The organism is Mycolicibacter virginiensis, from assembly GCF_022374935.2.
In the GTDB taxonomy this organism is placed as follows: domain Bacteria; phylum Actinomycetota; class Actinomycetes; order Mycobacteriales; family Mycobacteriaceae; genus Mycobacterium; species Mycobacterium virginiense.
Genome location: NZ_CP092430.2, coordinates 2,392,758 through 2,415,346, shown reverse-complemented (window position 1 = coordinate 2,415,346; position 22,589 = coordinate 2,392,758). Strand labels below are relative to the sequence as shown.

Genomic DNA, 22,589 nt, shown 5'->3' with positions numbered 1-22,589 from the left:
ATTGACCTCAACGCGCCTGGACGGTGTGCGGCCCGGCCGAAATCCGCTGGGCGATCTCACCGTATCGCTCGAAGCGCTCAGCGTCGCCGAGCGCGTTGTACAGGACCAGCCGCGTCGCAACTCCCCCATACTTGCCGATCAGCTTGTCTGCCAACTCATCCCACGTCGACTCGGTGGCGAACGCGGCCAGGTGCTCGTCGCTGATCTGCGCTGCCATCCCGGCGAAGTCGCCGGCCTTCTGCTTCTCACGGATCCGGGCGGTGGTGCCGTCGAATCCGGCCTCATCCCAGATGAAGGCGTAATTCGGGGTGCTTCCGTAGAAGCTCAGGCTAGCCCGCACGAACTCCCGCTCCTTGTGCCGCTCTTCATCGCTGTCGCCGACGATCGTCATCGCGGGCACGATCACGGCGACCTCCGACGCGGAACGGCCCGCCGTCGCGGCGCCTTCGGCCACCTTCGGCACCACGTGACGCGCCAGGTAGCCAGGCTCGCCGAGCGGGTGAACATGCACACCGTCAGCCACCTCGCCGGCCATCCGCAACATCCATGGATTCACCGCCGCGACATCGACTTTGGGATCTGCTGCCTCGATCGGCCCTGCGCTCCACTGCGGGGTGATGAAATCCAGGTCGTAGAACTCCCCATGATGATCCAGCTTTCCCGTTCGAAAGGCGGCAAAGCACGCCTTGACCGCAAGCACGTAGTCACGCAACCGGGGGCCGGGATGGTCGAACGCCGCGCCGTAGCGCCGCACCACATGGGTACGCACCTGGGTGCCAAGTCCCAACCGGAACTTGCCGCCGCTCGCCTCCTGCAGTTCCCACGCGGTAGCCGCCGTGACGAACGGGCTGCGGGGAAAGGCAACCGCGACACCGGTCGACAGCTCCAGACCCGGTGCGGCCTGAGATGCGATGGCGGCGTTGAGGTACGCGGTGCGACCGGCTTCGGTGAACAGCAGACCGGAAAAACCCGCCTTTTGGGTGTTGCGGGCGAGGTCGCCGGCCTTGGCCAACGGCTGCGGCAGGGCCATGACGTCTATGTGCACGTGGGTGAGACTACGTGCCGAGTCCTTGCTGCCGGGGCTACTTTGCGTCTGTAACGTGGCGGAAGTGAAACCCACTCGGATGCACTCATTCGTCGCTGTTGCCGCTAGTCTCGCGGCAATCGTCCTGCCCTTGGCGGCGGCAGGCACGGCCGTAGCCGCCGGCACCTGCCCCACGGCCGCACCCGCCGCCGGCACGCCGGAGTGGACGCTGACCGGGGCCACCGGCAGCGTCGCGGTCACCGGATCGACCGAAACGGCCGCGCCCCGGGTGGATGTGTCGGCGCCGTTCAGCGTGACGTCGACCCAGGTGCACACGTTGCAGGCCGGCAGCGGCCCGGTGGTTCCGGGCACGGCCAAGGTGTCGGTCTGCTACATGGGCGTCAACGGACGCGACGGTTCGGTGTTCGACAGCAGTTACAAGCGCGGCGCCCCGGTGGACTTCCCGCTCGACGGCGTCATCCCCGGATTCCAGAAGGCGATCGCCGGCCAAACGGTCGGCTCCACCGTCGCGGTGGCCATGACCTCCGCGGACGGCTACCCTGACGGCCAGCCCAGCGCCGGCATCCGGCAGGGCGACACCCTCGTCTTCGCGATCAAGATTCTGGGCGCCTCAGGCTGATCCACGGTGACGCTCGCCGGGGACATCGAGGCGGAACGGGTGGCACTCACGAGCTCGTTGAGTGCCGCCGGCGCCTCAGCGCCCGCCGGGTGCGGGTCGTGGACCGCGCGAGATCTTGCGGCCCACCTGGCGGCCGAGGAACGCCTCGGTGGCGTCTCGACGTTCATTGCGCGATCGCTGGTGGCGCGCGGGATCACGGTGCCGGCGCCAACGCGGTTGGTGGAGTTCGCAATTCGGCGTGAGCATCGTTACGGCTTCACCGAGTTGATCGACCGGCTGGGGCGCCCACTGCCGCGACTGCTGCTCAGGTCGCCGGTAGCACCGCTGACGCTGTTCGAGTACTGGACCCATCACGATGACCTCGCCGCCGCCAACGGCGCCGACCACCCCGCCCCGGCAACACTGCAACAGGCCATCGCCCCACTACTGCGCTATCAGCACACAAAACTGCCCGTGGGCGCGGCGTTGAGAGTCAGCACTGATGACGGCCACGTCTTGGCAGCCGTGGGCCCCCAGACGGAGCAGGCGGTACTGGTCAGGGGGACGCCGGCCAACCTGGTTCGCTGGCTGGCGGGACGCCAGACACGAGCCGACGTCGAGCTGACCGGCCCCGCCGTCCATGTGCAGGCACTGCGAACGTTCACGGGCCACGTGTGAAGCTCTCTTGCGTTGTGCCCCAACTGATTTAATTGCCATTGCCATGGTCGTCCGCATCCGGTAGCGTGCGCTCATGACCGATCGCAATCGCCGCTTCCTTCTCCGCGAACGCCCCGCCGGCCGGATTGGCCCGGACACCTTCGAACTCAGCGAGCAGGCGGTACCGGAGATCGGCGACGGCGAGGCGCTGGTGCGTGTCGATTGGATCTCGCTGGACCCGACCAACCGGATGTGGATCAACGAGACTCCGTCGTACCTGCCGCCCGTCGGCATCGGCGAAGTCATGCGCGCGGCCGGCCTCGGCGTGGTCATCGCATCGAACAACCCGAACTATTCGGTCGGTCAGACCGTGCAGGGCCTGACCGGCTGGCAGGAGTACGTGGTGGTCTCCGACACCATGCCGCTGTTCCCGGTCGACGTCGCGGACGGTGTCTCGCCCAGCGCCTACCTGGGCGCGCTCGGCATGACCGGGCTCACCGCGTGGATCGGGATCCGCGACATCGGCAAGCCGCAGCCAGGCGAGACCGTCGTCGTCTCGGCGGCAGCCGGCGCAGTCGGTTCGGTCGCAGGTCAGCTCGCCAAGGCCAGCGGCGCCCGGGTCGTCGGGATTGCCGGCGGACCGGAGAAATGCGCGCTGCTCACCGACCAACTCGGGTTTGACGCGGCGGTGGACTACCGCGCCGATGACTGGGCCCGCCAGCTTGCCGCCGCGACGCCCAACGGTATCGACGTCGACTTCGAGAACGTCGGCGGCGACATCATGGATGCGATCTTTGCGCGCGTGAACGTCGGCGCCCGAATCGCGCTCTGCGGACTCATCTCGGGGTACAACGAGACCAATCCCCCGCCCGGCCCGCGCGCGTTCGGCAACCTGCTGATCCAGCGCGCCACCTTGAAGGGCTTCATCGTCCTCGATCACTTCCTTCGGGCGCCGCAGGCCAACACCGAGATCTCCGAGCTGATCGGCGCCGGCAAACTCACCCCGCTGGAGACCGTCGTCGACGGCTTCGAGCAGCTGCCGTCCGCGATCAACATGCTGTTCGACGGCAAGAACGTCGGCAAGCTCGTGGTAAAGATCTCCGCTTAGGCGCGCCAGCGCGTCACCAGCGCGTCGGGCGCCCAGGCCGGCCAGCTCAGCTCACCGATCGGCGCGCCGCCCGCGAACTGCGCCACAATCTTCGGCCCGGCAGCCCGCGAGTTTTCGTAAACCGTTGCGACGTCGACCATTCCGATCGCTTCGGCGACCAGCGGCCAGAGCCGGTGGTAGCGTTCGCGGATCTTCCCCTCGGGAACGGTGTGTCCGCCTGCGGCCACCCGATACCGGACCCGGTGGATCGCCAATGCTTCGGGGATGAGCACCGCGTGAAGCACCACCGTGTAGTCGTGGGCGTCTGCGGTGCGGATCAACTCGATCTTCGACTCATGGGAGAAGACGGTCTCGGCGATGAACGAACGTCCCGCCTCGATGAGTTTCATCCGGGTCTGGGCGGCCAACCGCGCCGCGTCGTAGGCGTGCGCGGCCGCCTCGTCGGGCCAACGGTTCTTGGCGATCTCATCGGCGTTGACGAACGGTACGCCCGGCAACAGCGGCGCCAACGTGAGGGCGACAAAGGTCGATTTCCCCGCCCCGTTGGGGCCGACGACGAGGTCGAGTCGCCTCAGCGCGACGCCTCCACGATCACCGAGGTGCCGTCGGGCCGGTATTCGACGATGCGGCCGTCGTCGTCGAGGGCGACGGTGGTGACGCCACGCTCGGCGAGGATGTCACCGTAGTGAGTGTGCGACAGGTTCTCCTCGATCGCTGCGGAGATCTCGGCGTTGAACACCACGCCCTCTTCGGCTGTCAACGCACCGGTATCGAGGTGACCGGCCAGGGCCGCCTCGACCCGTCGCCGCGCCGCGCTCTGCTGCGCCGACACCGCGCGGCCGACCCGCGCCCAGTGGTCAAGCTGCTGCTTGGCTGATCTGCTCTGGCGCGCGCCTTCGGCGGCGGCGCTATCCACCAGGTCCGCGGCGAACCTGGTGACCCGGTCGGCGACCTCAGGCATCAGCGACTCCCTACTACGTAGCATCTTGTAACGATGCATAACAAAATGCTACACGACGGGGCTTTCGCCAGATTGACGCGTAGCGGGACATCGGCAGCAACCTCCAGTGCATCGCGGGCAACTCCGCCACGGCGCTGTAGCGTGGCCAAGGTGAATTCGCGTATGCCTCGGTTAGTCGTACTCGCCGCCGGTGTCGCCTCGTTGGCGGCGGCGCTCGCCGGTTGTGGCGGTTCGGACAGCACCTCGTCGTCGAAGACGTCGTCGGTCACCGACCTGTTCCTGCCCCCGGGTGGCGAAACCGTCACCGCCTGCCCCTCCAAGCCGCCGGCCGAGGGCGTCGCGGCGGACTGGACGTTGAAGGGCGCCACCGGCAGTATCGCGGTGACCGGCTCCACGAACTCCGCCGCGCCCAGCGTCGTCGTGACCGGGCCGTTCAAGGTCACCCAGACCGAGGTGCACACGCTGCACGCCGGCGACGGCCGCGTCGTCGGGGACACCGCAACGGTCTCGGTCTGCTACATGGGTGTCAACGGGCGTGATGGATCGGTGTTCGACAGCAGCTACGAACGCGGCAAGCCGGTCGACTTCGGACTGGACCGCGTGGTCCCGGGATTCCAGAAGGCCATTGCGGGCCAGAAGGTCGGCTCGACGGTGGCGGTCGCGATGGTCCCCGCCGACGGCTATCCCGAGGGGCAGCCGGCCGCCGGCATCCTGCCGGGCGACACGCTCGTCTTCGCGATCAAGATCCTCAACGCCTCACGCTGAGCCTGGGCCGCCATGGAATCGAGCCGGGTGGATCGGTGGCTGTGGGCGGTGCGGATCACCAAGACCCGGCCGGACGCCGCGGCCGCATGCCGCGGCGGACACGTGCGGGTGAACAACCGACCGGCCAAGCCCGCGACAATGGTCTCGCCCGGTGACGTGGTCAGTGCTCTGGTGGGTGACCGCACCCGCGTCGTCGAGGTGCTGCGGGTGATTCAAAAGCGTGTCGGTGCGGCTGACGCGGTGACCTGTTACCTGGATCGAACGCCGCCGCCCCCACCGGCATCCGCCACGGCGATGGCCACCCGTGACCGCGGCGCCGGACGGCCGACCAAACGGGATCGCCGGGTGCTGGACAAGTGGCGGGCCCAGCAGCGCTGAGCGGTCACTGCGGGTGCGCAGCCAGGTACTCCCCCACCGGAATCCGCGACGCCGAGACATAGCCGATCGGCAGCAGCAGGTCGCCGGCGGTGGTTCGGTAGTAGGTGTCCCAGCGGTAGTAGCTGGCGAATCCGGCCGGGTCTCCACCCATGACCGCGGCGTAGTCGTTGACCGCCCGCACGTAGTAGTCGGAATGGTTGTAACCCCAGATCGCCTTGTCGCGATTAGTGGCAAAACCGTTGGCGGCCAACAGACGACCGGCCGCCATGATGGAATCACGCGGCGAGTGGATGTCTCCCCCGTTGCCGTAGGCCGCGAACGTCGACGGCAGGAACTGCATCGGCCCTTGGGCCGCGTCATCGCTGACCCCGTTGATGCGGCCGAAGCCGGTCTCGACGAAGTTGATCGCCGCGAGGTAGTTCCACGGCACCCCGGACGCGGCCTCGGCCGCGCGGTAGGCGGTCAGCAGCTCGTTGGCCGGGACCGGTGGCACCACCCGCCAAGGCGGCATGGTGGGCTTGGGGTCGGTGAGCGCCATGAGTTGCCGGCGGGCGTCGATGTTGCGGTCGTAGACGTCGAGCAACGCCGGCGGGATCTGCGGACGGGCGATCGCGTCCCACTCGGGGTGGGCGCCGAGGGTCCGGTAGGCGACCTGTTGGCGGCGGGCCGCCGCCGCCAGCACCGGCTCGGGCGACGACGTATTCCGCAACGCCTGATCGGCCGCGACCAGGTCGGCGGCCAGCGCCGCGGGGTCCACGCCGGGCGCCGCGCCGGCAGGTAGTGCCGCCGTCACCGCACAGCCGAGGATCACAACCAGGGAGGCGACCAGGCGCCACAACCGAACAGCCATGCCGTTCATCTTCTCCCGTGACCGGTCGCGAACCGCGCAGGGCGGCTGATCGGAGCGTCCGCGGCAACCTAGAACACGTTTCGCTTTGCCTCGTCTGCAAACCAATCACCGCTGGTCACCTCCGCAAGCAGAAAACTAGCGACTGTTACATTGGGGGCCGTTCAGCTCACGTCGTCAAGGGAGAGCGCATGACCACCACCAGCGTGACGACCGACGTCGTCATCGTCGGGTACGGCGCGGCCGGTACCTCTGCCGCGATCACCGCCCGCGAACTGGGCGCCGAGGTCATCGCGGTCGATCGTGCCAACGGCGGCGGCGCGACCGCGATCTCCGGGGGCATCATCTACGCCGGCGGCGGGACGTCAGTTCAGACGGAAGCGGGCGTGCACGACACCGCCGAGCAGATGCTGGACTACCTACGCCTGGAGGTCGGCGACGCGGTCCGGCCGGAAACACTGCAGCGGTTCGTCGACGGCAGCCCGGAGATGATCGAGTGGCTGCAGGCCCGTGGGGTGCCGTTCAACTCCGGCCTGTGCCCCTACAAGACGTCGTTTCCCAATAATCGCTACTACCTGTACCACTCGGGCAGCGAGAACGCCGGAGCCTTCCGCGCCCACACCCCGCCGGTGCAGCGCGGGCACCGCGCCTACGGCAAAGGCACATCCGGCAAGCAGATCTACGCGCCGCTGGCCGAATCGGCCCGCAAGCGCGGTGTGGACTTCCGCCCGCACACAGAAGTCACCGAACTGCTGCAGGACCCGTCGGGCCGGGTGATCGGCGTACGGGCCACGACCATGGGACAGGCACCGCGCCGCATCCAGCGCCGCTACGCGCGCCTGGCCGCACTCTCGTCGAAACCCGGCGTCTACTACCCGCCGCTGCGCGCCGCGATGGACCGGCGATTGGCGAAGCTGCAGCAGCGCTACGGCCAGACCATCGAGATCATCGCGCGGCGCGGCGTGATCATCTGCGCCGGCGGCTTCATCGCCAACACCGAGTGGCGCAAGCGCTACGCACCAGAGTTCAACGGCGGCCTGCCCCTGGGCACCAGCGGTGACGACGGTAGCGGCATCGCGCTGGCCGAGAGCGTCGGCGCGGTTCCCGATCGGATGGACAACGTCTCGGTGTGGAAGTTCATCACGCCCCCGAGCGCATTCATCTCCGCCATCATCGTCGACGCCGACGGCCGACGGGTGATCGACGAGTCTCGTTACGGCGCCGCGGTCGGACAGGCCATGGTGAAGAACCACGGCAGCCAGGGCTGGATCTTGGCCGATGCCCGCTTGATGTCGGAGGCCCGGCGCCAACTGTTGACCCAGACGCTGTGGTTCCAGCGCGCCCAGGGCGCCGCGCTGATCTTCGGCGGCGCGGTGCGGGGCGCCACGCTGGCCGAGGTGGCACGCGCCGCCGGCATCGATGCCGAGGGCCTGCAGGCCACCGTCACCGCGCACAACGATGCGATCGACTCCGGCTCCGAAGACCCGGCTGGCAAACCCGCCGAGTTCTGCCGGCGCATCGATCAGGGACCTTTTACTCTGATGGATATCTCGGTGCGGCCCAACGTCTTACGCCCCACCCCTATGCTCACCCTGGGCGGCGTCCGAGTCTGCGAGGACACCGGTGCGGTGGTCGACGCCGACGGCAATCCGATCCCAGGGCTCTACGGCGCCGGGCGCACCGCCATCGGCATTGCCTCGCGGTCCTATGTCAGCGGGCTGTCGATCGCCGACTGTGTGTTCGCCGGGCGCCGGGCGGGAGCCAACGCGGCCAGCGCGGCCGCTAGGCGGTAAGCCCAGCCGCTGACGCGACGATCCAGGCCAGCTCGGGATAGAAGATGTCGCTGTGCGCGCCCGCCGGAGGACCGCCCTTGGTCACTATCGCCGACGAATCCACATTGAGGATGGCGCCTTTGACGAAGGAATACGTGGTCCGCACTGCGCCGATGGGCTCGGTCGGCGCCTGGTAGGCACCCAGCGAACCGATCGCGCGCCATCGGCCCAGCGGATCGTTGTCGATGCCGGCACTGTCGTCGCCGGCAGCCGCCGAGGCCAGCGGGTACATCACGCCTAGGGCCATGTCATGACTGGAATAGCAGACGGTCAGCGGTCCGTCGACCCGGGACAGCCGGCCGGCCAATGCGCCGCTGGGGTGCGGGGATGAGAACGGAAGCTTGTCGAGGAAGGCGAACCGGGAGAAGGCGCCTTCAAGCAGCGTGACCGACTTGACCGGGGACGGCGTGGTGGTTGGCCCGCCGGCCAGCGCAAAGGACACCACCCGCGCGCCGAAACTGTGGCCCACCAGGTGGATTCGCACGTTGGGGCACTTGGCGGCGATGCGTACCAGCAGGGGCCCGACGCCACGCTCTCCGACGACCCCGGCGCGGTTCTTCATCTGCCAGTAAGTCAGCTGACGCAGCGCCTGCTTGGCGCCGAGCCACAGCTTTCTGATGTTGTCTACCAGCCCGGCGCCACCACCCCCGCCACCATCGCTGAGGTCGATCCCCGCGTCGGTCAGCGCATCGGCGAAGTTCTCGAAGACGTCGTCGGCCCTTTTGTCGTCGTCGAGCATGCCTGGCCGGGCGGGGTCTACGGTCTCGGCCTCGCCATCGTCAAACCCAGCCCGCACCTTGTCGCTGAATTTGCGCATGAGTGTGAATATCTCGTCACGCTGCGCCTGGTCGGGTTGGGTCGCCAGCAGCGCGGTGAGTTGGTTGAGCTCAGCCGCCCCCGAAGGGAACAGGGTGACCAGGTCAGCCAACTGTTGTGGGCTCAGACTCGGGTCGGCATCGAAAGTCGCAGCGGTGTCGTCCAATCCGGCGGCACCGGTTCCCGCACCGCCGGGCGTGGGCTCGAAGTTCGGAATGCGTTCGTCGCGCCACATCGCCGAAGGCCAGCGGATGCCGAGGAAGCCGATGGTGCGGCCAGGGCCGAGTTGGTCGTTGAGCAACGTAGACCACCGCTGGTACAGCGAGGCAGCGGTAGCCTCGTCGTTGTTCCAGCCGTGACTGAAGATCACCAGGTCAGCGACGTTGGCGGCCTTGAGTTGCGCCAGGAATTGCTCTTCGCCTTCGCGGCTGACATCTCCTCGAGTGTCGAATGACAGCGCCCAGGGGGTGGTGGTGGTGGTCGTGGTCATGATGGATCCCCTTCGCCGATCTCACGGTGTTTGCAGTGCGCGCATGAGGTCGACCAGGCCGGAGCCTTGGAAGCTCGGGTCACGATTGAGCGACGTCGCGGACGAGGTGAAGATTCGCTTGACCTCTGCGGGCTTCCCCACGAACTCGCGCTGTACCGACAGAAACGCCGCGATGGCACCGGACACGTGCGGGGCTGCCATGCTGGTACCGCTGTCTTGGATGTACACCGCTGCGCCGTCGAACCCGTCGAAGTTGGCTTGCTGGATCTTGGTGAGGTTCTTGCCGGCGGCAGCCGAGGTGATCAGTTCGCCGGGTGCCACCAGGTCGGGTTTGGGCCGACCGTCCCCCGTTGGGCCGCGCGAAGAGAAGTAGGAAATTCCGTTGGTGTGTGGCGAATCTCGATGCGTCGAGCCAACCGTGATGGCTAAGTCGGCGTTGCCCGGATCATTGATCGTCGTCGCGGCACTGAACTGGTTGACCTCGGATTTCTGAACGTTGAGTTTGACATAGCCGGAGTTGCCGGCCGCGACCACCACGACGACGCCGGTTCGCACCAGCCGGTTCACCTCCAAGCACAGCGGACTCTGTCCGCAGGCGAACCATTCGGCGAGGAAGTCGTAGCCCAGGCTGAGATTGACGCCGTGGATTCTGCTCAGCTTGCCGGTGTCGCCGTTCTTCTCGCGAATGTAGGCCAGCGCGTTGATAACCCTGACTGTCCTCGCGGTGAGGTCGCCGAGGCCGCCGAGTACCTTCAGGCTGACCAACTTGGCATGCGGTGCAACGCCGTTGAGTTTCTCGAGATCCACCGGGCGCGGCGAGAGGATCGGGTCGGTACCCGCCATGGCCCCGTTGTTCCGCCGCCTCTCGACGGCAATCGCGTGGGGCTTGCCTCGTTCAGGCTTCCAGCGAGCCAACCCCCCGGCGATGATGCCGGCCACGTGCGTTCCGTGCCCGTCGTCATCAACGAGCGCTGCAGCGGGATCATTGCTGCCGGACACGAAGTCGTGATGCAGGTCTGCGACCGATGGGTCACTGAGTGTGTGTTCACCCTGGAAATGCGGGTGGGTGCCGTCGATGCCGGAATCGATCACCGCCCAGACGATTCCGTCGCCGAAAGCCGCGAATGAACGTTGCGCGGGTACCGCCTTGACCGTCGTGGTGGAGACGTCGATCTGGCGATGCACCTCGAAGTCGGGCCAGATGCGGAAGATGGCGCGGTATGGCCAGTCGCCGGCGGCCGAGTCTGCCGTCGCGATGTTCTGCATCTGCGCCGGCGTTAATTCACCAGAAAGGTATTGATCCGCAACGACGGTCGGCTCACCCGGCGCACCAACCAGTTTCCACAGATCCTGGACTCGGGCGATCGCCCCGTCAAGGCCACCGGTTACGGCTGGGCCTGCACCAATCCCGTAGCGGAGATTCAGCTCAATCATGATCGGTTCGGGTTGGTCCGCCGGCTGCTCGTCGAAGAAGTCTGGCCCGGTGTCCCGAACCGATGACCTGAATGAATGCGTCGCTCGGAAGAGGTCGAGGTTCGCGGCATGTTCTGCAGCTGGCCGGAGCTTCTGTTGCAATGGTGCGGTGACAACCCCGGGCTGCAACAGATCAGGCGGAGGAGGCGCTTGACCGACACTCGGCGGCGCGGGGGCCGCGGCGACCAGAGCGCCGATCTGGCACGCGTTGTCGTAGTGTTTGCGACCGGCAGAGGTGGTGCGCGCCACGCCCTTGAGTCGACGCAGGTACTTCTGCTTTATCAGCGCATTGGTGGCCTCGTCGACCCGACGCTCCCACGACGGGCGGGCGCCGTCATAGAGCCGGTCCCCGGGCAAGAACGATGCCGCGAACTTGGCACCCACCATCTCCTTCACCCGGGTTGCGGTGGGCGGGGCATCCGCTGTCTCCAACTCAAGCACCGCGCACATCACCCTTGCCGCCCAAGAGATTTCGGGCGGCGGCGGATCCAGTTCGTTGAATCCTGGGTGATCAGTCATGACGGGATCTACGCCGAGTGGCATCACCCTGCCGGTTCATCCGTGACGATCCGCAGACTGCCATGTCCCAACCCCATGTGATGCTGAGTGCTACGCAGGCGATACAGCTACCGTGTTTGCAACTTACTCCGCCGCTAGGCCCGCGCACCGGGCATTCGTGGATTCCCGACCGCAGCGGTGCGCGGCCAGCTATCGCTGCGCCTCGACGAAGTAGCCGCGCGGCACATCCGGTCCGGCCGCTGCGGTCACCGACGGGAACCAGCGGTTCCACCGATTACCCGGCTCGGCCACATCGGTCACCGCAGCCGACCAACCGTGTCGTTCGGCAAGCTCTCCGGGCTCGTCCGTGCCGAACAGCCACGGTGAACCCTGCTGTGCCATGGACTGCAACAACGGCGCCATCGACGGCGCTTCCAGCAACGTCTTACCAACCACGTCGTACAGCAACACCGAGCCGGACGCCGACAACGCGTCGACACGGGCGAACAGCGCCCGCACCGCGGCTTCGTCCAGGTACTGCAGCAGCCCCTCGATAAGCCAGACGGTGGGAGTGGCCGCGTCGAAACCGGCCGCCGCCAGGGCGGCAGGCCAGTCCTCAGCAAGGTCGATACCCAGCGGCACCCGCAGGCAACGCGGCTCATGGCCGGCGAGCAGCTCGGTTTTGGCCGCGACGACCGCTGGTTGATCCACTTCGTAGACGGTGGTGTGTTCCGGCCACGGCAGCCGGTATGCCCGGGCGTCCATTCCGGCCGCCAGGATGACCACCTGGGTGAGGCCGGCCCGTAGTAGGGCCTCGTCCCAGAATCGGGTCCGGACGACGATCTGCCAGGTCGACTGCTCACCGGAGTTGGCGATGGCTGCCTCCAGCATCCGCCGGCCGCCCTCCCCCGCCAGCTTGTCCGCAAACGGATCGGTGAACAGGGCGTCGTCGCGGGCGGATTCCTTGGCGCGGATCGCGGCGACGAGGATTCCGGTGCTGGCCACGGCTTCTCGGGTGCGGTGCATCACGCCATCATCTGGGACGGCGGTGGCAGTTGGCTTGGATATTTTTGTCAGCGCTCACCCGCGCCGCCTCGCCGGGGCAGTCCTCGACGAGATCAATGTGCCCGGCCAGCCACGAACGACGCCGCAAGTACTGAGTCGGGGTGGTCTCGGTGAACGCCCGAAACTCCCGCACGAAGTGCGCCTGATCGAAGTACCCCAACTCAGCCGCCAGGACAGCACCCCCTGCCGCCCCGCTGTCGAGGCGGGTGAGGGCGGCCTGCAGTCGCCGCACCCGCAGGTACGCCTTGGGCGTCAGACCGATCTGGGTGCGAAACATGTTGATCAGCCGTTTGGGCGATAAGCCGGTGAGCGTCACCGCGTCACCGACGCGCATCGATGGGTTGCGTTCCGCGGCGTCCAGCACTGCGGTCACATCCACGTGCGGGGCGATTTGCTTGTCCCGCAACCGGTTCACCAGGAATGCTTCGAGCAGCATGACCCGCGCGGTCGCCGAGGGTGCCTCCGCCAACCGCGGGCGCAGCGTCGCCGCCTCGTGCCCCCACAGCTCGGACAGCCCGACGCAGGCGTCCGTCAACTCCCCCTGCGCGATGCCGACGAACGGCCACGCGCCGCCGGGGCGAAAGTGGACCGTGATGACGGTCTGCGCCGTGTCGATGTGCGTCACGTAGGACGCGGTGCCGGCGCCGATGAAGAACGCCGGTGGCACCGTCAGCCGGGTGTGCGCATCGGCGCCGAAGAAATCCACCTGCGGGCGGTCGCCGATATCGATGACGATGGTCGCCGCTCCGCGCGGTAGAGCGCGGCTTCGGTGTGGGCCGCCCGTACGGCGGTCCCAGTACCCGAAGTAAGCGATGCTCTCCGACAACGGTTGCCGGGGCCGAAATAGTTGCGGCTGCATCACCCCTCCTCGATGAGCCTGCGGAAACGTGCCGCCGGACAGGTGGCCGCGCCCGCCGACGAGACCCGCTCCACCAGGGCAAGATCAGAGGTCACCACGGTGATGTCCTGCGGCCGGTCATCGGCCCGGACCAGCCGCACGATCTCGTCGTCGGCAGAGTTGGCAGCGGGGCGCGGCGCCGCCGCGATCGTGACGGCATCCGATTCGATGGGCGGCGACGGCGGCTTCTCGAAGACCACCGTGACTTTCCCGTCCTGCGATGGCGCCCAGGCTTCCAGCTGGCGGGTCAGACGGACCATCGCGGCGTGGCGGTCCTTCCACCAGCCGTCTGGACGCGCACCGATCACGTTCATCGCGTCCACGATCCACCGCACCACTCCGACGGTACGGTGCAGAAATGAGCGCCATGCCCCTGGTCACCTATGAGTGCCACGACCACGTCGCGACCATCACCCTGAACCGGCCCGAGGCCCGCAACGCCATCAATGGGGCGATGCGCCAGGACCTCAACACCGCCTGGGACCGGTTTCGCGCCGAGGAGGACGCCTGGGTCGGGATTCTCACCGCCGAAGGCGACGTGTTCTGCGCCGGCGCCGATCTCAAGGACTCGGCCGGCGCCGTCGGCACATTTCCCGGCACGTTCTGGGAGAAGCCCACGATCAACTCGTTCGAATCCGGCATGGAGCTTTTCAAGCCGACCATCGCCGCGGTGCACGGCCCGTGTGTGGGTTACGGCCTCACCGGACTGCTGTTCTGCGACTTCATCATCGCCAGCACCGACGCGGTGTTCCGCTTCCCGGAGGTGACCCTCGGGGTGCCCACCATCGTCGGGGCGATCCGGCTACCGCGGCGGGTGGGCTGGGCCAACGCGATGGAGCTGCTGTTGACCGGAGAGCCGATGAGCGCGCAACGCGCCAAAGACATCGGACTGGTGTGGAAACTCGTCGAGCCCGACGCCCTGCAGGAGACGGCCCGAGCCTGGGCACACACCCTCACCAAGGCCGCTCCCCTGGCGCAGCGAGCCACTAAGGAAGTGGCGTGGCGCAGCACCGACATGAGCTGGATCGACGCCGTGCGGTTCGGTGAGACGATGCGCAAGGTCGCCGCGGCGACCGAGGACGTCGCCGAGGGACTACAAGCATGGCGGGAACAGCGGCCACCGCAGTGGCGGGGCCGCTGACCTCCCGAACGAGCTAGGCCCCGCTCAGCGCCGCCAACGCCGCGTCGTAATTCGGCTCCTGGCCGATCTCCGGCACCAACTCGGTGTAGGCGACGTTGCCGTCTGCACCGATCACCACGATCGCCCGGCCCAGCAGCCCGGCCAGCGGACCGTCGGCGATGGTGATCCCGTAGTCGGCACCGAAGCTGGCCCGGAAACCCGAGGCACTGGCGACGTTCTCGATGCCCTCGGCACCGCAGAACCGCTTCTGCGCGAACGGCAGGTCGTTGGAGACACACAGCACGGCCCCGCCGGCGGCCGCCCGCTCGTTGAAGGTCCGCACGCTGGTCGCACAGACCGGGGTGTCGACCGACGGGAAGATGTTCAGCAGAACCGGCTTACCGGCGAACTGCCCACTGTCCACCACACTCAGGTCGGTTCCGGTCAAGCTGAACGCCGGTGCTGCCGAACCGACAGCCGGCAACTCGCCTACGGTGTTGATCTGGTTTCCCTTTAACGTGATCTGCGCCATGGCAACAGTCTGCCAAGCGCGTCAACCAGCGTCCACGGCGGGCCGCAGTCGCCGAGCTCAGTGCCCGGCCGACACCGGCTCAGGCGTCTCGTGCGGCTCCAGGATCGGTGGGACCGTCGCGGCGGCCACCACACTCAAGTAAGCCACCACGAAGCACAGCACCACATACCAGAGACATCCCACCGGGTCACCGTTAGCGGTCAGCCCGCCCGAGGCATCCAGGTAGGCCGGCAAGGCCGTCAGCCACAGCACCGTCATGACCGACAGATACACCGCGGCGTAGCGGACCATCAGCCGGTTGTCGTAGCGACCGGCGGCAAAGAGATTCAGCCGCAAGCGCCTCCACTGGATGATCAACACCGGGATGGCCACCGCGGCGATGATGAGAAGTTCCACGGCATAGGCGATTCCGATCAGCCTGCCGTCGGTGGCGGCACCGAGCAGAGTCGCCGGCAGCGGCAGGATGCCCGTCCCGAGCGAGGCCAGGATGCCGATGACGATCGTTCGCCAGAGCACCTGCAGCCCACCGAATGTCCGGCCGTGATCGACCTGACGACCGACCAGCAGTTGGACACAGAAGGCCAGCGAGGCAGGCCAGAGCGCCGCGAACACCACGACACTACCCATCGGCACCGAGGTGAACATGGGCTGGTTCAGCGGATTGTCCACCGACCATTCCCACCAACGCAGCTGCGGGCCGAGGTGGTCGAAGATCTCGTAGAACGCGTGGTGGACGAAGCCCACGCAGATGGCCCCGACGATCGTTCCGTAGCGGCGGAACACGCCCAGGATCCGGACGATCTCGAAGGAGATGGTGGCCATCATCGGATAGATCGCGACGATGTACAGCGGGAGCCGCCCCCACATGAAGTCGACGGTGAACACGTTGTGCGCGAACATCGTGTCGACATGATCGGCGATGCCGAACGCGCCCGGGAAGTACAGCGGCGGTTCGATGATCAGCAGATAGGCGATCGCCCCGAACCACAACGCCAAGTTGGTGGCGTCGCCGCGGCGGTACCGCCTGATCGCGTAGATCAGTGCCAGCACCGCCCCGGTGATCACGGTGATCTCCAGAACCGGCAGTGTCCAATTCTCCAGCTGCAGGGGGTTGCGGAATTCCAGCAATCCGCCGGCCTCACCGCAGGAGAAGCCCAGCGACTCAGCGAGGCGCTCGAATGTCGGGGCACACAAGTCGGGCATCAGGCGCTCTTCTCCTCTGCGGTGTACCACTTGGTCACGTCGTAGCCGTCGTCATAGCGGGCGAACCACTCGTTGGCCAGGACCGGGATCTTCTCGTGGGCCGGTTTGTGATTGGGCAGCTGGCTGCGGATGATACCGGCGACGGCGGTGGCCATTTCGCGCTTTGGCAGATGTTTGAAGGCATCCGCGACCGGGCCCTCGTCGGCCGGCCAGCCGAACGGGACCCGGCGTCGCCAAGCCTGCTTGGCGCGGTAGGTACTGAACAGTGACAGCGCGTCAACCTTGCGGTCTTCCAAGGGAATGTGGCGATTGAAGCCCTCGCATGCCACCTTGATCACGCTCATCACGTGCTTGAAGATCGACGGCGCCATCCGCATCCGGTACCACGGGTCGTTGATGACGTGGTCGTAGATGATCAGCGCGGAGCTGCGGTGTTCGACTTCCTCGACGAAGTGCCACAAGAACAGTGACGCCACCCGGTCGTCACCCGGAGCGAACAGGGTGTTGTCGTGGTCGAGCATCAGCTTGAAGACCGGGGTGAAGGTGGCCTCCAGGTCGGCGGTGTAGGCCAGCCGGTAGTCCAGTGATTTTTCGGCGGCCATCTTGTCGAACATGGCGTTGCATTCGTCGACGGTCTCCTTGAGCCCCGGGTAGGCCCTGACCAGTGCCTTGGCGTGGCCGCGGTGGGCCATCGAGTGCTGGCCCTCCTGCCGCACGAACGCGTCGGCCTCTTCGGCGACCGCGGGGTCGGTGATCAGCGGCATCGCCTCGGCGATCATGCCGCCGATCATCTTCTCGAAGCCGATCGCCAGCAGCGAGACAGCATTGGCCATCGACGAGAACGCCGGGTTGGCTTCGTTCCACAAGAACGGCACGGGGTACTCGGCGAACGCAAACCGCAGTTTGCGCACGATCAGGTCGGTCATCGCTACCTCAGCTCGAACATACAACTGGACATCTTCGCGTATGATTGTTCGATGCACCAAGCTTGTCAAGCAGGTCACTGATGGCACGCCGACGCGGCTGGGGAGGTAACCCGCCGCACACCGACGAGGAAGCCGGCCGGCGGATCATCGCCGCGGCCGTCGAGCTGGTCGCCGAGACCGGTTCCGCAGTGTCGCTGGCCGACGTCGCCACCTCACTCGGGGTGATCCGGCAGACGGTGTATCGCTACTTCCCCACCGCCGACGCGCTGATGCGCGCCGTAGCCATCGCCTCCGTCGACGACTTCCTCGACCGGCTCACTGAGCACGTACACGGCATCCACGATCCCGCCGACGCACTCGCCGAAGGCGCGGTCTACACCCTGGATGAGGTGGCCCGCTCCCCACACCTGGGCGCCATGCTGTCGTCGTCTTCGGCACACAACCGAGAGATGGCCTCCGAAGAGGCCCGCGTCTTCGGGATGCGAATGATCGAGCGGTTCGACGTCGACTGGAAGCAGCACGGCTACGACGAAGCCGCGCTGCGCGAACTCGTGGAGTTCACCCTGCGGATCATGCTCTCGTTCGTCGTGGCGCCCAACGATCCAGATCGGTCCCCCGACGAGCTGCGCCGCTTCCTGCGACGTTGGCTCGGCGAAGCCGTCGCCGCGCAGTCGCGACACACCGTCGACTGACCACCTTCCCCATACCCCCGTGGGTACTTCAGGAATATTCGTATACCCTACGGGGTATAGTATTCACGAAGAGTTACTCAGCGGAGGAATCGAGAGGTGATGGGCATGCGCACGTTTGTCAGCCGAGCCTGGGTGCCCGTCGTGGTCGCGACGGCGGCACTAGTCGGGACGCTGGCGGTCGTGAACCTGCGCAGCGTGTTCGGCGCCGACGAGATCTTCCGCTGGGACGGCAGCGGTTCGCAGGTGATCAACTCGATCAACGAAAAACAGGTCCGCTACGAGGTTTTCGGGTCCGATACCGTCGCCGGTTCGGTGAGCTACCTCGACCGAGAGACCCAACCCGCGCGGGCGACGTTCAGCGGCCTGCCCTGGAGTCACACCATCATCACCACGAGCCCGTCGGTCATCGGCAACCTGGTCGCCCAAGGCGACGGCGAGGAGATCGGCTGCCGCATCACGGTCAACGGCGCCGTCAAAGACGAACAGCTGGCCACTGGGCACCACGCCCAGGTGTTCTGTCTGGTCAAAGGCGCATGAGCGGCCACGGCACCCGTCGCCCGGGGTATATGCGGGCAGTTCGCCGGCTGGCCTGGCCGCTGGTGATCTTCTGGCTGTTGCTGACCGCCGGGCTCAATGTGCTGGTTCCGCCGATCGAGTCGGTGGCGCGCGAGAACGCCGTGACGATGTCGCCGCAGGACGCGCCGTCGATGATCGCGGCAAAGCACATCGGCGCGACGTTCGAGGAATTCGACTCCGACGCCATGGTGATGCTGGTGCTCGAGGGCGAGACCGAGTTGGGGCCCGAGGCGCACCGCTACTACGACGCCCTGATCGCCAAACTGGCCGCCGATCACGAACACGTCCAGCACATCGCGGATCTGTGGGGCGACCCGATCACCGCCGCCGGAGTGCAAAGCGCCGACGGCAAAGCCGCCTACGCGCAGATCAACACCGCTGGCGATCAGGGCAGCACCCTGGGCAACAAATCGGTCGACGCGGTCCGCGCGATCGTCGCCTCGGTGCCCGCACCGGAAGGGGTCAGGGCCTACGTCACCGGCCAAGCGGCACTGACCACTGATATGACCGAAGCGGCCGACAAGAGCATGCTCAAGATGATGGCCGTGACCGGCGTGGTCATCATCGTCATGCTGGCCATCGTCTACCGTTCGGCCGCCACCGTGGCACTCGCCCTGGTGATGGTGGGCTTCGAGATGGGCAGCGCCCGCGGCCTTGTCGCGCTGCTCGGACACCATGGCTTACTCGGCTTTTCGACCTTCGTGGTTGCGATGCTGTCGTCCCTGGCGATCGCGGCCGGCACCGACTATGCGATCTTCCTGATCGGGCGCTACCACGAAGCCCGCAATGCCGGCGAAGACCCCGAGACCGCCTGGTACTCGATGTTCCGCGGCACCTGGCATGTCATCTTGGGCTCGGGACTGACGATCGCGGGCGCGTCACTGTGTCTGCATTTCGCCAGGCTGTCCTACTTCAAGGCCCTGGGTATCCCGTCGGCACTGGGCCTGCTGGTGGTCATCGCCGGTGCGCTCACCGTGGCCCCGGCCATCGTCGCGATCGCCACCCGGCACGGCCTGCTGGAACCCAAGCGGGCCGAGGGCCGTGGCTGGCGACGGATCGGAACCGCCAATGTCCGTTGGCCCGGTGCGGTTTTCGTGGCGGCACTGCTGGTCACCCTCGCCGGCATGCTGGCGGTGCCCGGCATGAAGATCAGCTTCAACGACCGCTATTACATCCCGGCGAGCCTGCCCGCGAACGTCGGCTATGACGCAGCCGAACGTCATTTCAGCGCCGCCCGGATGAACCCCGATGTCTTGATGGTCGAAAGCGACCACGACCTTCGCAATCCTGCCGACATGATCATCTTGGACCGGATCGCCAAGAACATCTTTCGGACCCGCGGAGTGGAACGCGTGCAAAGCATCACTCGACCATTGGGCAGTCCCATCGACCACACCTCGATCCCGTTCCAGATCAGCATGCAGGCCGTCCCGATCCAGGAGAACCTGCAGTTCATGACCGACCGGCTATCCGACATGGTCAGGATGAGCGACGACCTGGGCGCCACGGTCGACTCCATGGTGCGTCTACGCGACCTGGTCAACCAGATGAACAACACCACCGACAAGATGAGCGTCGACATGGCAACAGTGACGGCGACCGTCGACGAGATCCGCGACCACATAGCCGATTTCGACGATGTCGTGCGCCCGATTCGTAACTACTTCTACTGGGAGCAGCACTGCCTCAACATTCCCGCGTGCGACGCGATCCGGTCGGTCTTCGACGCCTACGATGGGATGGACAAGTTCAGCGAGGACATGCGGCCGCTGCTGGCCGACATGGCAGAGGTGAACACGGTGATGCCGCAGATGGTCGGACAGTTCGATCCGATGATCGCGGTGGCGAAATCGATGCAGGGCAGCCTGCTCACCATGCATTCGAGCTTCTCCGGCCTGGTGACCCAGATGTCGAGGATGACCGACACAGCCACCGAGATGGGCCGGGCCTTCGACGCCTCCAAGGCCGACGACTACTTCTACCTGCCCCCGGAGGCCTTCGACAATGCCGATTTCCAGAAGGGCCTGAAACTGTTCCTGTCCCCGGACGGTAAGGCGGCGCGATTCATCGTCACCTACGACGCCGACCCGGCCACGCCGAAGGGCATCGCCTTCGTCGAACCGATGCTGGCCGCCGCCCACGACGCGGTGAAGGGAACGCCGCTGACCGGCGCCAAGTTCTACCTCACCGGAACCGCGGCGGTGTACAAGGACATCCAAGTCGGCTCGACCTACGACATCCTGATCGTCGGGGCGGCAGCAGTGACGCTGATCTTCATCGTGATGCTGCTGATCACCCGGGCACTGGTCGCCTCCGCGGTGATCGTCGGGACGGTGCTGCTGTCGCTGAGTGCGGCATTCGGCCTGACCGTGGTGGTGTGGCAGCACATCCTCGGCCTCCAATTGAACTGGATCGCACCGGTTTTCGGGGTGATCATCCTGCTTGCGGTCGGCTCGGACTACAACTTGTTGCTGGTCTCCCGGTTCTCCGAGGAGATCGGCGCGGGAATCAAGACCGGGATCATCCGCTCGATCGGCGGCACCGGCTCAGTGGTGACCGCTGCGGGGCTGGTGTTCGCCTTCACGATGATGTCGATGGCGGCCAGCGATCTGTACTCGATCGGGCAGGCCGGTAGCACGATCGGACTCGGCCTGCTGTTCGACACCTTGATCGTGCGCTCGTTCTTGACGCCCTCGATCGCGGCGCTGCTGGGCCGATGGTTCTGGTGGCCTCAAAACATCCAGAACTTCTGGCGCGTGCGGTCGGCGCCGAGCCGTCCCGCTGCGGTCGAATCCGACCCGGCCGCTACCCCGCTGCCGGTGACCGCGGGATCACCGTAGGCCGAAAGTCGTACTGGGTGGCCGAGCCGCCGACCCCACCGCGGGCGGCCAGGCTGGCGAACGGCACCATCGGCGGCACCGCGGCAGCATTGCCCATCCCCGCTGCCGGGACCGCTCCCCCACCGACCGACGGCAACGCCGCGGCCGCCGGAGCGCTGGCCACGCCCAGACCGGTCCAGGCCGGCGGCACCGACAACGCACCGATCGAGGCGGCCCGGCCCAGGCCGGCGGTGGCCGCCGATCCGCCGGAGAAGCCCGCCAACGTCACCGTGCTGGACGCGCCACCCGCGGAGCTGAGTAGGCCCGAGGCCGCCCCGCCGGCGGCTGCCACACCGGCCGCGGCACCCTTGGCCCCATTGGAGCCGCCCATCAGCATCCGCATCAGCATGCTCATCGGCATCATCGCCATACGCATCGGCATCATCAGCGAGTTCAGGCTCGACATCGACGACGACATCGAGCCGCCCGTCGACGCCTCCTCGGTGGGTGCGGCCAGCGCCTGCAGCGCCGTCGGGGTCGTCGAGAGTAGTTGCGGCCCTTGCGACATCAATGCCTCGGTGTCGGTACCGGTGGTCGCGACGGCCGACTGCGCGACCGAGGCGACCTGGCCGGCCTGCCGGGACGGGTCGGTGGTCTGCGGCGGCGAGGCGAATGGCGTGACCTGGGTGGCGACCGCCGACGCCCCGGCGTAGCCGTACATGGCCGCGGCGTCCTGCGCCCACATCTCCAGGTACTGCGCCTCGGTCGTGGCGACTGCCGCGGTGTTCTGCCCGAGCAGATTGGTGGCGATCAGGGTCTGCTGCAGGGTGCGGTTGGCCGCGATCAGTGGCGGCGGAACGGTAGCCGCGTGGGCGGATTCGTAGGCCGTGACGGCGGCGGCCAGTTGGGCGCCGGCCTGCTCGGCCTGGGCCCCGGTGGCACTGAGCCAGGTCACGTAGGGGCTTGCCGCCGCGGCCATCGTCACCGCCGAGGCGCCAAGCCAGGAACCACTCGTCAGACCCGCAATCACTGAACCATAGGTCGCGGCAGCGGAGTTCAGTTCGGCGGCCAAGTCCTGCCAGGCGCTCGCAGAGGCCAGCAACGAAGCCGGGCCGGGGCCGGCGTACATGCGCGCCGAGTTGATCTCCGGCGGCAGGGCTCCGTAGTCCATGGCCTCCCCTTATCTCTTGGCCGGCAATCGATCCGGCAAGACGTTTTAGGAAGGCTAGCTAGCTATTTTTGGCGCCTGACAGGTCTGCGCTGTGCGCCCGCTGTGCACCCGCGGCGGAG

At 67.0% G+C, this 22,589-nt stretch carries 23 protein-coding genes; 10 read left to right on the top strand and 13 right to left on the bottom strand.

The window, feature by feature from the left end:
* Positions 1-7: 7 nt before the first annotated feature.
* Complete coding sequence (locus MJO54_RS11615) at positions 8-1,045, bottom strand: TIGR03617 family F420-dependent LLM class oxidoreductase (RefSeq protein WP_105295702.1); 1,038 nt, start codon at positions 1,043-1,045, stop codon at positions 8-10.
* 79 nt (positions 1,046-1,124) lie between these two features.
* Here MJO54_RS11615 and MJO54_RS11610 point away from each other — a divergent pair, with 79 nt between their 5' ends.
* From MJO54_RS11610 to MJO54_RS11600, 3 genes are all read left to right on the top strand, one after another.
* On the top strand, positions 1,125-1,664 hold the full coding sequence (locus MJO54_RS11610) for an FKBP-type peptidyl-prolyl cis-trans isomerase (RefSeq protein ID WP_046283179.1): 540 nt from the start codon (positions 1,125-1,127) through the stop codon (positions 1,662-1,664).
* A 6-nt stretch (positions 1,665-1,670) separates the two neighbouring features.
* Complete coding sequence (locus MJO54_RS11605) at positions 1,671-2,321, top strand: maleylpyruvate isomerase family mycothiol-dependent enzyme (RefSeq protein ID WP_046283180.1); 651 nt, start codon at positions 1,671-1,673, stop codon at positions 2,319-2,321.
* A gap of 73 nt (positions 2,322-2,394) precedes the next feature.
* The gene (locus MJO54_RS11600) at positions 2,395-3,408 is read left to right on the top strand and encodes an NADP-dependent oxidoreductase (protein ID WP_046283181.1); all 1,014 of its coding nucleotides are present in this window, start codon (positions 2,395-2,397) and stop codon (positions 3,406-3,408) included.
* On the opposite strand, the gene MJO54_RS11595 is transcribed toward MJO54_RS11600, so the two are convergent.
* Entirely contained in the window at positions 3,405-3,983 is a 579-nt protein-coding gene (locus MJO54_RS11595) for an ATPase (RefSeq protein ID WP_046283182.1), read from the bottom strand. The genes MJO54_RS11600 and MJO54_RS11595 overlap by 4 nt on opposite strands.
* Positions 3,980-4,369: a TA system antitoxin ParD family protein gene (locus MJO54_RS11590; protein ID WP_046283183.1), complete on the bottom strand. Its 390-nt coding sequence runs from the start codon at positions 4,367-4,369 to the stop codon at positions 3,980-3,982. Before MJO54_RS11590 ends, MJO54_RS11595 begins: the two co-directional genes overlap by 4 nt.
* Before the next feature lie 162 nt (positions 4,370-4,531).
* On the opposite strand from MJO54_RS11590, the gene MJO54_RS11585 reads away from it, so the two are divergent.
* On the top strand, positions 4,532-5,134 hold the full coding sequence (locus tag MJO54_RS11585) for an FKBP-type peptidyl-prolyl cis-trans isomerase (RefSeq protein ID WP_046283184.1): 603 nt from the start codon (positions 4,532-4,534) through the stop codon (positions 5,132-5,134).
* A 12-nt stretch (positions 5,135-5,146) separates the two neighbouring features.
* A complete protein-coding gene (locus tag MJO54_RS11580) occupies positions 5,147-5,512 on the top strand; it encodes an Hsp15 family ribosome-associated heat shock protein (protein WP_064889414.1) in 366 nt (121 codons plus the stop codon).
* Between the two features lie 4 nt (positions 5,513-5,516).
* Here MJO54_RS11580 and MJO54_RS11575 read toward each other — a convergent pair whose 3' ends face one another.
* Positions 5,517-6,362 (bottom strand): lytic transglycosylase domain-containing protein, encoded by an 846-nt coding sequence (locus MJO54_RS11575; RefSeq protein WP_105295719.1) that lies wholly within the window; start codon positions 6,360-6,362, stop codon positions 5,517-5,519.
* A gap of 188 nt (positions 6,363-6,550) precedes the next feature.
* On the opposite strand from MJO54_RS11575, the gene MJO54_RS11570 reads away from it, so the two are divergent.
* Positions 6,551-8,152: an FAD-binding protein gene (locus MJO54_RS11570; RefSeq protein ID WP_046283186.1), complete on the top strand. Its 1,602-nt coding sequence runs from the start codon at positions 6,551-6,553 to the stop codon at positions 8,150-8,152.
* Here MJO54_RS11570 and MJO54_RS11565 read toward each other — a convergent pair.
* The 5 genes from MJO54_RS11565 to MJO54_RS11545 all read right to left on the bottom strand — a co-directional run bounded on the left by MJO54_RS11565 (position 8,142) and on the right by MJO54_RS11545 (position 13,766).
* The gene (locus MJO54_RS11565) at positions 8,142-9,497 is read right to left on the bottom strand and encodes an alpha/beta fold hydrolase (protein ID WP_240175930.1); all 1,356 of its coding nucleotides are present in this window, start codon (positions 9,495-9,497) and stop codon (positions 8,142-8,144) included. The two genes, MJO54_RS11570 and MJO54_RS11565, sit on opposite strands and share 11 nt — an antisense overlap.
* A gap of 21 nt (positions 9,498-9,518) precedes the next feature.
* Complete coding sequence (locus tag MJO54_RS11560; protein ID WP_240175929.1) at positions 9,519-11,327, bottom strand: S8 family peptidase; 1,809 nt, start codon at positions 11,325-11,327, stop codon at positions 9,519-9,521.
* Between the two features lie 351 nt (positions 11,328-11,678).
* Positions 11,679-12,494, bottom strand: coding sequence for an SAM-dependent methyltransferase (locus MJO54_RS11555; RefSeq protein ID WP_240175928.1), 816 nt, complete (start codon positions 12,492-12,494; stop codon positions 11,679-11,681).
* Between the two features lie 7 nt (positions 12,495-12,501).
* Entirely contained in the window at positions 12,502-13,395 is an 894-nt protein-coding gene (locus MJO54_RS11550; protein WP_240175927.1) for a helix-turn-helix domain-containing protein, read from the bottom strand.
* Positions 13,392-13,766 (bottom strand): NYN domain-containing protein, encoded by a 375-nt coding sequence (locus MJO54_RS11545; protein WP_240175926.1) that lies wholly within the window; start codon positions 13,764-13,766, stop codon positions 13,392-13,394. Before MJO54_RS11545 ends, MJO54_RS11550 begins: the two co-directional genes overlap by 4 nt.
* Positions 13,767-13,798: 32 nt before the next feature.
* Between MJO54_RS11545 and MJO54_RS11540 the strand changes: the two genes are divergently transcribed.
* A complete protein-coding gene (locus MJO54_RS11540; protein WP_240175971.1) occupies positions 13,799-14,572 on the top strand; it encodes an enoyl-CoA hydratase/isomerase family protein in 774 nt (257 codons plus the stop codon).
* Positions 14,573-14,585: 13 nt separating this feature from the next.
* Here the strand turns inward: MJO54_RS11540 and tpx are convergent, their stop codons facing one another.
* Genes tpx through MJO54_RS11525 form a run of 3 tightly spaced genes read right to left on the bottom strand, consistent with a single transcriptional unit; the run spans position 14,586 to position 17,212 of the window.
* The gene (gene tpx / locus MJO54_RS11535; protein ID WP_046283190.1) at positions 14,586-15,083 is read right to left on the bottom strand and encodes a thiol peroxidase; all 498 of its coding nucleotides are present in this window, start codon (positions 15,081-15,083) and stop codon (positions 14,586-14,588) included.
* Between the two features lie 57 nt (positions 15,084-15,140).
* Positions 15,141-16,286, bottom strand: a complete 1,146-nt coding sequence (locus MJO54_RS11530) for a hypothetical protein (RefSeq protein WP_046283191.1) — start codon at positions 16,284-16,286, stop codon at positions 15,141-15,143.
* Positions 16,286-17,212 carry a metal-dependent hydrolase gene (locus tag MJO54_RS11525; RefSeq protein ID WP_064889407.1) on the bottom strand — a complete coding sequence of 309 codons (927 nt, stop codon included), beginning with the start codon at positions 17,210-17,212 and terminating at the stop codon, positions 16,286-16,288. The genes MJO54_RS11530 and MJO54_RS11525 overlap by 1 nt, the downstream gene beginning before the upstream one ends.
* A gap of 80 nt (positions 17,213-17,292) precedes the next feature.
* Between MJO54_RS11525 and MJO54_RS11520 the strand changes: the two genes are divergently transcribed.
* From MJO54_RS11520 to MJO54_RS11510, 3 genes are all read left to right on the top strand, one after another.
* Positions 17,293-17,904, top strand: a complete 612-nt coding sequence (locus MJO54_RS11520) for a TetR/AcrR family transcriptional regulator (RefSeq protein ID WP_240175925.1) — start codon at positions 17,293-17,295, stop codon at positions 17,902-17,904.
* Between the two features lie 105 nt (positions 17,905-18,009).
* On the top strand, positions 18,010-18,441 hold the full coding sequence (locus MJO54_RS11515) for an MmpS family transport accessory protein (protein WP_065153413.1): 432 nt from the start codon (positions 18,010-18,012) through the stop codon (positions 18,439-18,441).
* Positions 18,438-21,320, top strand: coding sequence for an MMPL/RND family transporter (locus tag MJO54_RS11510; RefSeq protein WP_065153404.1), 2,883 nt, complete (start codon positions 18,438-18,440; stop codon positions 21,318-21,320). The genes MJO54_RS11515 and MJO54_RS11510 overlap by 4 nt, the downstream gene beginning before the upstream one ends.
* Here MJO54_RS11510 and MJO54_RS11505 read toward each other — a convergent pair.
* Complete coding sequence (locus MJO54_RS11505; RefSeq protein ID WP_065153403.1) at positions 21,286-22,470, bottom strand: PPE family protein; 1,185 nt, start codon at positions 22,468-22,470, stop codon at positions 21,286-21,288. The genes MJO54_RS11510 and MJO54_RS11505 overlap by 35 nt on opposite strands.
* Positions 22,471-22,589: the final 119 nt, after the last annotated feature.